The sequence below is a fragment of the Streptomyces sp. NPDC050485 genome (genome assembly GCF_044458185.1).
GTDB lineage: Bacteria > Actinomycetota > Actinomycetes > Streptomycetales > Streptomycetaceae > Streptomyces.
Genome location: NZ_JBITHR010000049.1, coordinates 16512 through 27337, shown reverse-complemented (window position 1 = coordinate 27337; position 10826 = coordinate 16512). Strand labels below are relative to the sequence as shown.

Sequence of the window (10826 nt, the reverse complement as noted above, 5' to 3'; positions counted from 1 at the left end):
TCAGGTATGCCAGGCGAAGCAACACGAGTGATCATCCTGCCGCAACCACCAAGCAAGCCCGTGAGCAGCATGGACGACACTCTCGGCAGGCGCACCGTCACCTCACGGACTTACACGATCATTCAGACACACTCGCCCACCTGTCCAGGGCTGTTAATCGGACACTCCCAGACCACCCAGTCATTGGAGGTGCGGAGGCACGTCGCTGGCGGGCACGCCGCCGAGTGCGGGGATGACTGCGTAGAGGATGATCAGTCCCAGGAAGACGAGCTGGGCCATGACGATGAGGTCCGGGGATGCACAGCGGGTTCGGCGGAGCCGTTGGAAAAGGGGCTGGTCGCATGAACCTTGCTGGCGGCCCGCCCTTACGTCACGTACGGAATCGGTGGACGCCCACGGTGGGATTCCCTCGGGCTACCCGACTATGTGAAACAGCCCGATTCACCCATAGGCGTCAGGCTGCCAACCATGGTCGACGCACAGCGGATATTTAGATCCTGCAAGTCCCGAAGATGGCCTGACTTCGGGCCCTACCTGCTTGCCAGGAATTGGATCACGCTGCTGTGCATGACTATGACGAACGGGTTTCTGGCAGGAACGGCAGCCGCGCTGATGGCAGTTACAGGGTTCACCGGGGCCGCGCACGCGAGTTCGGGGACGAGCGGGACGGACCGGCAGCGGGTCCTAGACGAGCGGGACGGCAAGCTCACGCCAGAGAACCTGCGGAACAAGCAGGCCAAGGCCGCGCAGGAGAGGCGGGACGGCATCACGCCGATCGCCGGCTCCATCCCCCTGCAGGCCCGGACCGCGGCCGACGGAACGACCATGTACGTCCCGCAACTGGCCGACGGCACGCCGCTGCTCCAGGAAAATCCCTGTGGCGGGGTCAAAAAGTTCTGCATGTACTACAACTCCAACTTCCGTAACGCCTACCTGCCCTCGACAAGCAACATTTCCAACTTCGCCGGGTACGAATTCAGCGGGCGAGGTGACGGGGTGGGACAGGATGTGAAGAACAATGCCGCGTCCGTGATCGACCACCGGATCATTCCGCTGGTCGTCTACTACAACAGCGGCTACGCCGGCCCTCGGGACCGGGTGAACCCCAAGTCGGGCCGCAACCTGGACGAGACATACAACGAGAACGCCTCTGCCCGGTGGTGACACGGTCCTCTGCCAAAGTTGCGGCACACCGGCGACACCGGCGTGCCGCAACCCTGCTGCTTGCACTCCTCGTCACCGGGTGCGCCAACAGCCCGACACGACCGCCTGCCACATCCCGCGCACCATCGGCGGCTTCCCCCTCGGAGGCGGGCTCCGCCTCGGACGTCGAGCGACGTCTACCCATCGAGCAGTACACGCTCTCCGACGCAGAGATGGACCAGTGGGTCGATGCCGTGTACGCATCGACCGTCATCTGCATGCGCGGTTTCGGCCTCGCCTACAGCGAGTCCGTACCGCCCAGGGGGGAGCGGCTGGAACTCACCGACCGCCGCTACGGACTGGCGGACGTGACCCGGGCCCAGTCCCTCGGGTTCTGGCTGTCCACGCCCGGTGACGACAGCACGACGGACGCGACCGCGACCGCCGATGAGACCCGTGTCGCCTACGGAGGCGGCGGAAAGACCGACCGCTACCGGGGCAAGACGATTCCCGAAGGAGGCTGCTACGGGCAGGCGACCCGCCAGATATCCGGCGGCCCGGACCTCACGAAAGACCTCGACACCGCCAACGACGTGCAGTTGAAGTCATTCAAGGAATCCCGCAAGACCGCCCAGGTCAAAGTGGCGGAGCAACACTGGTCAGCCTGCATGAAAGGCAAGGGGCACGATCTGCCCGCCGATGTGTTCTCCGCCGCCAACAGTCTTCACCTGCCAGAAACCCGCCCCCGACCGGCCCCAGGCTCCGCCGAGGTCGTCATGGCCACCGACAGCGCCCGCTGCATCGGCCAGAGCGATCTCTTCCGCACCTGGTTCACCGCCGAATCCGCTGCGCAGCACAAGATGATCCAAGCCGATCCGGGCACCTTCGCCACCCTGCACGACCACATCCACTACGCACGCACACAGACAGCCAAGACACCCAGCGCCACACCGTCCACGGCAGGAAGGCCGTCGAGTTGAGCACAAACCACCCAGACCCCAACAGCGTGCCGAGCAGCCGCGGCCAAGTCGACGGGGTGAGGCTGGCAGAACTTGCCCGGCACTGCTCCGCAGCCGCACTCATCCTCGCAGACCTCGCCGCCGCCAGCCAGACGCCGTCAGCACCAGGAGCACCACGGCTCGATCCCATAGAGATCATCAGCCAACTCGCCGCACAGGACAGCCTCCTCCACGACATCACCCACGCCCTGACCGAGGCCCACGACATACTGGGAACCACCCACGGGAGCGTCTCATCAACGAGTCCGGCTCCTTCGGCATAGCCGAGATCGACAAGGACTGGAACCGTCCCCGGCCCGTGGACTGGCAACGCCACCGCCACGTCCTCGCAGGCGAGGATGCCGTCGTTCAGGCGCTCGCGCCCGAGTACCAGCAGATTCTGCGAGTGCTCGCCATGCCGTAGGCCGCCGGGTTCGAGATCGACGTCCTGGAGATCCGCGACCCGGCCCCGGTCCTCGGCGGCTCGGAGGAAGCCGTACGGGGCTGGCGGCTCGCGCTGCTGCAGACCGCCCTTCTGGAACACACCGCAGCCCACAACCTGCGCACCGTGATGACCTTCCACCAACGGGTCGAGGAAGCCGAAGCGTTCGCCAACAAGCTGCCCAAGACCGCCGCCGCTCTCTACACCACCGAGACCTCCAACCAAGCCCTGGCCGCCGCGGAGGCGTTGCCGAAGTCGTCGATCGACGCCAAGCTCTACGACCTGGAAACCGACCGCCACGTACCACCGGACCGCGTATGGGCGAACTGGCTCTGCGGCGACCACCTCGTGGCCGAACGACGCGAAGTACTACGCCAGTTCGCCAACGGCATCGACGCCACCGGGCACCGCGTCCACCGGGCTTTTCTCGCCTCCGTTCGCGTGCTCGGCGAGGGCGTCGACATCGTCGGCGAGCGGGGCGTCGAGGCCGTCTGCTTCGCCGACACCCGCGGCTCCCAGGTCGAAATCGTCCAGAACATCGGACGCGCCCTGCGCCCCAACCCCGGCGGGACGACGAAGTTCGCCCGGATCATCGTGCCGGTCTTCCTCGAACCCGGCGAAGACCCCCACGACATGATCGCCTCCGCCTCGTACGCGCCGCTCGTCGCCATCCTCCAAGGCCTGCGCAGCCATGACGAACACCTCGTCGAGCAGCTCGCCTCCCACGCCCTGACCCGCAGCGCGCACCAACGACGAGTGCACGTCAGGCGCGACGCGGACGGCCGCATCATCGGCGCCAACAGCAGCGACAGCGACGGGGACAGCGGTGACGGTGACAGTGGGGACCAGGAGGACGACACGCAGGCCGCTGTCGAGTCCGCGCTGCTCCGCTTCGGCCCGCGACGGCCAGAAGCGCTCGCCGGGACAGCCCGAAGCCCGCCCGCAGGCCGGTAGAAGACCTCGCGCTGGCGGCCCTTGAAGCAAAAGGACGCCTTTCCCCCCTCTGCCCGCCAGGGGCCGCTCCTTGTCCCGCCCAACGCATCGAACCCAACTCCTCGCACCACTAGCTGATCAGGAGTGCCGCGGCAGGCAGCAGAAGGACAACGGCGAGGGTGGCGGACGCCAGGAGGCATCCAGTCCTTTTGCCCCGCTCGACGAGGAAGGAAGCCGCGATGGCGCAACCCGCCATGATGAGGGCGATCAGCCATATCGGCAGGAGGGCTCCGAGACCCATTCTGTGGGACCTGCAATCTCATCCGTGGGTGTGAAACGGCCAGTCATCGGCGGCGTTTCGGGGCAACCAAGCTCGGGCGTGGTGAAGTCTCTGACAATGCTCCCGCGCCAGGTGTCAATGGCCTTGCCGCCACCCACAGGAGAATCAGAAGGGTGCGGGATCTTCGGCGGTCGCCTGACCTGACCGTGCTTTCGACCCCTCGCCGGCCACTGCCACGAAGTACACAGAGCTTGCCTGGTGACTCCTGCGTGACCCGTTCGCCTGGCAGCCGGACGCGGGGGCCGAAGGGGACACCTACGGGTGGTAGAGGGCGTGGGGACGGGTCAGGTCGGCAGGCCCGTCCTGGCCGAGATTGAGGAAGTAGTTCACCTGCCATGCCTGCGTGGTGCGGGCCTGCCGGTTGGTCGTGGTCACCCATGGCGGGTAGACGCGGAACCCCCGCTTTCCGCCGGAGCCGTTGCGGGAGACGATGTCGCGCTTGCTCAGCACCTCGCGCGGGAACACGAACTGCCCGAAGCCGTCGTCGTCCCGGCTGCTGATGACGAAGAGGTCTACCCCGTCGTCGGCGTCGAAGGGCCGGATCGGCCCCTCCTTGGACCGCTGCCACACGGTGACGAACTGGCCGACCTTCGTCGGGGTGGTCTTGGCCACGCGGAACCGGACTGAGAGGCCATCGAGCGTGAAGGCATGAGCCGCGTACTCGGCGCTCTCCGGTTCGGGCACCGGAAGTGAGCAGGCAAAACCGCTCGGGTCGTACACCAACGCCTTCGCCGCCAGAAGGTCATCGTGAAGCCCTGTCCATGGCTGATTCGTCACCATGCCGTCATCCTGCCAGGTTGATCGGCGAGCCGAAGATCAACAGGGTGTGGTCATGCGCTTCGACAAGCACACCTACGTCTTCCAGATCACCCCTCGATGCAAAGTCACGCTGACCTATGCAAGATCGCATGCAGCTCAACCCGTACTGGACAGTGACCGCGGGGCGACGCTGAAGAAGGTGCCATGATGTGCACACTTCCGTAAGGTGGTGTGCATGACGGAGACGACCTACTCGATCGTGGAAGCCCGCGCCCGCCTGGGCGCCATCGCGCGCGAGGTCAGCGCCACCCGGGAACCGGTCGCCATCACCGACCACGGGCAGACCATCGCCATACTGGTCAGCCCCGCCGACGCCCTCGAACTGCAGGAAATGCGGGCCCTGGCCGCCTACCGAGCCCGCCAGGAACGCGGCGAGAGCGCCGGCATCCCACACGACGAGGCATACCGCCGCGTGTTCGGCGGAGCTGAGGCGTGAGCTACGAGGTCACCTGGGAACCCGAGGCCCTCGCCCAGGCGGAGAAGTTCGCCAAGGACCACCCCAACGGGGTCCGCCAGGTCTTCACCGCCGTCGACCGCCTCGCAGACGACCCCCGTCCCGACGGTGCGTTCGGCAGCGCCGACATCCTGCGCATCCACGTCGGGATCTACCGCGTGCTGTACGAGATCAACGACCAGCAGATCCGCGTCAGCATCATCCACCTGGGACGCGTGCGCTGAACGACGACATGCCCGAAGGGGCGGCCTCCTGCGTGAGGCCACCCCTTCGGCGTTTCCAGGCCCGTCCCAGCGGCAGTCCGAGCGCCAGACCTACCGGTTCGAAAGGACGGTCTGGGGGGCCGGGCGAGTGCGGAGCCAGGCGCGGAGGCGTACGCCCTGACGGTGTTCGGCGAACGGCCAGCCTGACCTGTGCGGACGAGAGTACTCGGCACGGCACGCGGACGGCCCCGGCACCGGCTTCCTCCAACGGCAGCCTGTGCGTGCCGACAACCCCGTCACCCTATGCGACCTGCGCGTATTCGTGGATGACGGCACCAAGGCGGTCGCGTCGGCTGACTCGCGATGGGTCATTGACGGTGGGTGGTTCGGGCGCGCCGACATCATCGGGGCATCGCTGTCCGAGTGATCGGTGAGGCCGATGTCCCTTGTAGTGGCCGACGTACTCGTCGACGACGAGCTGCAGGTGACGTTCGCCGATGATCAGGACCCGGTCAGTGGCCGCGCGGCGCCAGGATCCCACCCAGCGCTCGGCGATTGCGTTCATCCGGGGCACACCCGGCAGGATGGGCACCACGCGGGCGCCGACGGCAGTGAAAGCCCTCAGTGAAATAGCCGGCGTTGTCCCGGATCAGGTACCCGATGCCGGCGGTGCGTGTGTCGTCCAGGGTCATCAGGAGGTCGCGGGCCCGCTGGGCCGCCCATGCAGCGGTGACGTGCCGGGTGACGCCGGCGATGTGCACCCGCCGGGTGCCGTGCCCGATGAAGAACAGGACGAACACGCGCCGCAGGAGCACGGTGTCCACATGGAAGACGTCGACGGCGAGGATCCCCTGGGCCTGGGCGGTGAGGAACTTCGACCAGGAGCGGTCGGCACGCCCGGGCACCGGATCGACCCCGGCCTGCTTCAAGATCTCCCAGATGGTGGAGGCGGCAACCTTCCAGCCCATGGTGCGCAGTTCACCGTGGATCCGGCGATACCCCCAGGTGTCGTTCTCGCGGGCCAGGCACAGTGCCAGAGCTCGCAAGGCAGCGGGCTTGGGTGGCCGCCCCGGCCCTCGGCGCGGACAGGTCCATTTCCGCGCGACCAGCCCCGCGTGCCAGCGCAGGACGGTGCGTGGAGTGACCAGGAGTCTCAGGCTGAGGCGCTGACGTCTGCTCAGAAGCCGGACCAGGGCTGCAACCACCGCCCGGTCACCGAGGGCGAAAGCCGGCTTCGGCCTGCCGCGTTCGAGAACGCTCAGCTGATGGCGCAGCACCAGCATCCCGACATCCTTGGCCGCGGAGGACCGCGCCAGCAGGCGCAGCCAGCCGAGCACGAGGCAGCCGAACCGGTAGACCAGACGGAACCTCACGATCCCCAAGGTGCGCCGACGGACTCCCGCACACACCCGACGTGATCACACCGTGATCCAGAAGCCGCAGCTCAGCGCAGGTGACCGGATTGTCGACACCCACAGGCTGCGGAGACTTCGACGGACAGTCAGGACGATGACCATCATCAGCGCCCATCCGCACCGTCGCAACTTCCCCCCTGCAACCGGGACTTCAGGGGCCTCAAGGGCGCTCACGCTGCTCGTCAGACCCCTATCTGGGGGTCAGGTGGCCGTCGCTCAGCTGGCCTTGTTACGACGCCGCCACCAGTGATTGCACATGGTCTGCAGGCAACCGGACAAGCGAGATCCCCACGGTGATCATCCAGCTGTAGAACACTCTTGTACGACAGTGGCGTCTCACCCTCCACGGGAGCGCCTGGCGCGCCGCCCGAACACCCTCAGCATGCCCCAACTCGCCTGCAGCACCGGCAGCTTGACGAAACCCTCGCACCTGTTCATCGCCGGCGGGAGATCACCCGGATATAATTGAGGCGATCTGCCCGGTGGCCTGATAGGAAACTCGGTTCTATACCCGAGGCCAGTGTGGATTCACTGCGAAGCTCCCAGTAGGGAATGGCGGCCAGTGTCAAGTCGTCGACCTGATAGGGGATGAGATCGTTCTCCAGCAACACGCGAAGGTACGTGCTGCGATGGTGAACATGGCACCGGTAATGATCGTCTATGGCCGCCACCTCCTGCGGATCGGACGGAACTGCATCGTTGTGACACCAGCTGATCAAGACATAGCGACCGCCACGCCTGAGAACTCGCGCGAATTCGGCAAACGCTTCGTCCGGCGATACGTGCATGGTCGTTTCGTTGGTGACCACGGCGTCGAAGTACCCGTCCGGGAAACCGGTATCAATCATGTTGCGGTCGTGGAACCGAACCTGCTCGCCAACCTGGAGTCGCTCCGCTTCGGTGCGCGCGAAACCGTTCTGGTATGTGGAGAAGTTCACGCCGTCGACCTGACAGTGCAGCGCGCGATTGAGCAGTAGCGCAGTGCCTCCGCGGCCGGACCCCGCGTCGAGCACGCGCGCAGAACTGGGCAGGTACTGCAACGCGTTTACGACGATCTGCACCTGGTCGGTCTCCATGCGATGCAGTTCGACGTTGATAGCTGTTTCCCGCTGCTCGCCCGCAAGCTCGAGCAGGCTACGGTCGAAGTCCCGGACCGCGAAATGATGATGGTAATAGCCATCAGTTTTGCCGAGGTCCAGATTGAGCGGGTCATTGCGCTTGGTGTCGTACAAATCGAATACCGATGCTTCGTACTCATTGCGGATCAGTGCGTGTGGACGCTCACCGGCTGAGCTGGTCATTCGATCCCCCAACTGGGTCGGATTGAATTGTGTGCGCACCCGAGGATGTTGCCGGCGGCGGCGAATCTTCAGGCGAGTTGGACGGTTGCACGGCGGCTTGCGCCTCGATCTCTGCACGGCCGATTCGATTTCGCGGACGACTGTGGTGATCGGCCGAGAGGTTCTGTCGCGGGACGCCGCTGCGGGGTCTCGAGTCGGCCTACGGTCACCGGCGAGGCGACATCCTGGCTGGCCGTACCACTGGCGCGTCTCACGATGTCGAATCGGCTACGTCGACCGCGATCCGCGGCGACCCGCGGATCGCGGTCGACGGGGTGATCTTTCTGGCAGAGACGTGATCAGGACGGATCGGTGTGGACGATCTGCATGGCGTCGGGCTGGCGGTGCCAGGTCGAGGAAAGAGGCACCTCGATCCGGCACGCGTTGGCCCAGGGCTTGGCGAACTCATACCGCGCATTGTTGGCGCGCACCGCATACAGTCCCCAGATGAAGGCCCGGTAGCCGTCGCCCACTCCTCTGTCGAGGGTGAGGGCACAGACACGGTTCGCAATGTTTCCCGCCCGGTAGTAGAGCCCCTCCAGGGCGTCCTCGCCCGTGTATCGCACCAGGGAGAAGACCTCGTGCTCACTCTTGTGCTTGGGGTAGGTCAGGACGTCGTGGGCGATGATGGTGGCCTCGGTCGTGAGGTTCAGCAACTCCTCGTCGACCACGACGTGGTCCCGCTTCTCTGTGCACAGCGAGAAGACGCAGCTCGCCGCATAGGCTCCGTCGATGTTGCGGACCCGCAGGTAGCCGAGGTAGCTGCTTTGGGCCAGGTCCAGCCATGCGCGGTACAGCGGCGAGGGGGTGTCCGCCACGTGCTCGACGTGCATGTACAGGCTGTCGTAGTACTCACGCTTCCAGCGTTCGCGCGCATCGCCGAGCGGCAGGAACAGGTAGTCGAGGATTTCCTCCATCGGTACCCCGCAGAGCACGATCTCCCGCGCGGCGATCTCCTCCTTGCTGAAGGCGCTATCGGGATGATCGCAGCACATCAGTCCGAGGTTGGCCAGCACTGCGGCTTCGAACGCCTTCCGGTCTGCAGCCACGGGGATCGGGTGCATGGCCCTGGCCCAGTTGTAGGCATCCACCCGATAGCGCGCCATCCGCTGCGGGTGCAGTCGGGTAGCGGAGAAATCCAGCGGCCACTCGGTGAACTCGATGGGCGTGAGATCCCACTCCTCCCTATAACCGACCCTCTCCCAACTGTGACCGTCGACGTTCAGGCGTGCCACAGCCGCCATCTGGTCTTCGATGATGCTCAAACCATCGAAACAGATCTGACCCGACACATCGTCAGGAAGCATTCTCGTCTGATCCTCTCCATGAGCTCTGTTGCTTACCGCTTATGACATGGTGCTGGCGCGTGGTGGGCCTTGGTCGGCGCCCACGACGCGGCCGTTGACGCGCAGCAGCCGCGACTGCCTGGTGCCACGCAAGGGCGCCGACATGATGGACACCGCCCCGGGCGGCTCCCGGCCGCATCCGCCGACCCGCCGGGTCACCGCCACCCCCTGGCGGGAACAGCCCGAAACCCGAACACGCATTCAGCCTCCTCCCCCGACCTGCCCGGCATCCCCACCGTGTAAGGGCGCACGGAAGCAGTGCACATGACATCGGTACATCCCCGCGCACCCCACCCACGCCCCGCACGCCGCGGTGCGCCCGGGCGCAAACCCCGCCCGGGGAAGCCCTGTTCACGAGGCCTGGCCGCGGATCGCGCCAGCGACAATCTCACTGAGATTCACGCCGGATACGGCATCGCCCCGCACCCAGAAGTCCGTGGACGCGGCCAGATCGGATGTCGGAATCGTCACGAACACCGGCATTCCGTAGATGCCGCGAAACGGCGCTATCAAGTTGCCTGCGGGCCCGTGGGATGATCTTGGTGTTGGTCGTCGTGGGAGGGGTTCGTGGCGGATGCTGGGACGGCGTCGTCACACAAGGGGTACCGGTTTCCGCCTGAGGTGATCGGTCACGCTGTGTGGCTGTATCACCGGTTCCCGCTCTCGTACCGCGAGGTCGAGGAGCTCCTCTTCGAACGCGGGGTCACCGTCTCCTACGAGTCCGTCCGATCCTGGTGCGCGACGCTCGGCCCTGCCTACGCGGCGCAGCTGCGCCACCGGCAGCCGAGGCCGGGCGACAAGTGGCACCTGGACGAGGTGTTCATCAAGGTCAACGGGCGGATGCGGTACCTGTGGCGGGCCGTCGACCAGGACGGGAACGTCCTCGACATCCTCGTGACGGACAAGCGCGACACGGCCGCGGCGAAGCGGTTCGTCCGCAAGCTCCTCAAGGATGCCGGGTACGTGCCCCGCGTGATCGTCACGGACAAGCTGCGCTCCTACGGTGCCGCCCACCGTCAGGTCATGCCGTCGGTGGAGCACCGCAGTTCGCAGTACCTCAACAATCGGTTCGAGAACTCCCATCAGCCCACGAGACAGCGCGAGCGCGCCATGAAGGGCTTCTGCTCCAGTGGTGCGGCCCAGAGATTCCTCGCCGCGCTCTCGAGGATCTCCACACTCTTCCGGCCCCACCGCCATGCGGAAACGCCGCGGACCAAGCTCAACTCGCTGCGCGTCCACACCCATACGGACCAGCCCCGAGCCCTCTCGTGCTTGGCTCCAAGTCAGGTCGCGCCAGGGGGCAGGCGTCTGCGCGGGCACGGACCCGTCGTGGACGAGGGAGCGTGCTGACGGCTAGATCGGGGCAGTTGATGGGCAGCGGCCTCGGTGTGGT

At 66.0% G+C, this 10826-nt stretch carries 11 protein-coding genes and 3 pseudogenes; 7 read left to right on the top strand and 7 right to left on the bottom strand.

The features are described from left to right. Nucleotides 1-468: 468 nt before the first annotated feature. The 3 genes and pseudogenes from ACIBK6_RS40805 to ACIBK6_RS40795 all read left to right on the top strand — a co-directional run. Complete coding sequence (locus tag ACIBK6_RS40805; protein ID WP_399058287.1) at nucleotides 469-1164, top strand: hypothetical protein; 696 nt, start codon at nucleotides 469-471, stop codon at nucleotides 1162-1164. Nucleotides 1165-1376: 212 nt separating this feature from the next. Beyond that, a complete protein-coding gene (locus ACIBK6_RS40800; RefSeq protein WP_399058285.1) occupies nucleotides 1377-2123 on the top strand; it encodes a hypothetical protein in 747 nt (248 codons plus the stop codon). A gap of 445 nt (nucleotides 2124-2568) precedes the next feature. Continuing rightward, nucleotides 2569-3519: pseudogene (locus tag ACIBK6_RS40795) on the top strand (helicase); the annotation flags it as partial. A gap of 127 nt (nucleotides 3520-3646) precedes the next feature. Here the strand turns inward: ACIBK6_RS40795 and ACIBK6_RS40790 are convergent. Further along, nucleotides 3647-3817, bottom strand: coding sequence for a hypothetical protein (locus ACIBK6_RS40790; protein ID WP_399058283.1), 171 nt, complete (start codon nucleotides 3815-3817; stop codon nucleotides 3647-3649). Between the two features lie 294 nt (nucleotides 3818-4111). Beyond that, a complete protein-coding gene (locus ACIBK6_RS40785; RefSeq protein WP_399058281.1) occupies nucleotides 4112-4636 on the bottom strand; it encodes a MepB family protein in 525 nt (174 codons plus the stop codon). Nucleotides 4637-4688: 52 nt separating this feature from the next. Between ACIBK6_RS40785 and ACIBK6_RS40780 the strand changes: the two genes are divergently transcribed. Genes ACIBK6_RS40780 through ACIBK6_RS40770 form a run of 3 tightly spaced genes read left to right on the top strand, consistent with a single transcriptional unit; the run spans nucleotide 4689 to nucleotide 5353 of the window. Beyond that, nucleotides 4689-4823 carry a hypothetical protein gene (locus ACIBK6_RS40780; RefSeq protein ID WP_399058279.1) on the top strand — a complete coding sequence of 45 codons (135 nt, stop codon included), beginning with the start codon at nucleotides 4689-4691 and terminating at the stop codon, nucleotides 4821-4823. A gap of 27 nt (nucleotides 4824-4850) precedes the next feature. Continuing rightward, nucleotides 4851-5111 carry a type II toxin-antitoxin system Phd/YefM family antitoxin gene (locus ACIBK6_RS40775; RefSeq protein WP_399058277.1) on the top strand — a complete coding sequence of 87 codons (261 nt, stop codon included), beginning with the start codon at nucleotides 4851-4853 and terminating at the stop codon, nucleotides 5109-5111. Then, nucleotides 5108-5353 carry a type II toxin-antitoxin system RelE/ParE family toxin gene (locus ACIBK6_RS40770; protein WP_399058275.1) on the top strand — a complete coding sequence of 82 codons (246 nt, stop codon included), beginning with the start codon at nucleotides 5108-5110 and terminating at the stop codon, nucleotides 5351-5353. Before ACIBK6_RS40775 ends, ACIBK6_RS40770 begins: the two co-directional genes overlap by 4 nt. Before the next feature lie 280 nt (nucleotides 5354-5633). On the opposite strand, the gene ACIBK6_RS40765 is transcribed toward ACIBK6_RS40770, so the two are convergent. From ACIBK6_RS40765 to ACIBK6_RS40745, 5 genes and pseudogenes are all read right to left on the bottom strand, one after another. Then, entirely contained in the window at nucleotides 5634-5897 is a 264-nt protein-coding gene (locus ACIBK6_RS40765) for an integrase core domain-containing protein (RefSeq protein ID WP_399058273.1), read from the bottom strand. After that, nucleotides 5845-6705, bottom strand: coding sequence for an integrase (locus ACIBK6_RS40760; RefSeq protein WP_399058271.1), 861 nt, complete (start codon nucleotides 6703-6705; stop codon nucleotides 5845-5847). The genes ACIBK6_RS40765 and ACIBK6_RS40760 overlap by 53 nt, the downstream gene beginning before the upstream one ends. A gap of 476 nt (nucleotides 6706-7181) precedes the next feature. Then, nucleotides 7182-8087, bottom strand: a complete 906-nt coding sequence (locus tag ACIBK6_RS40755) for an SAM-dependent methyltransferase (protein ID WP_399058269.1) — start codon at nucleotides 8085-8087, stop codon at nucleotides 7182-7184. 299 nt (nucleotides 8088-8386) lie between these two features. Then, entirely contained in the window at nucleotides 8387-9394 is a 1008-nt protein-coding gene (locus ACIBK6_RS40750) for a hypothetical protein (RefSeq protein ID WP_399058267.1), read from the bottom strand. Between the two features lie 456 nt (nucleotides 9395-9850). Beyond that, nucleotides 9851-9946: pseudogene (locus ACIBK6_RS40745) on the bottom strand (VOC family protein); the annotation flags it as partial. Nucleotides 9947-10000: 54 nt separating this feature from the next. Here ACIBK6_RS40745 and ACIBK6_RS40740 point away from each other — a divergent pair. Next, a pseudogene (locus tag ACIBK6_RS40740) lies at nucleotides 10001-10666 on the top strand (IS6 family transposase); the annotation flags it as partial. Nucleotides 10667-10826 lie beyond the last annotated feature (160 nt).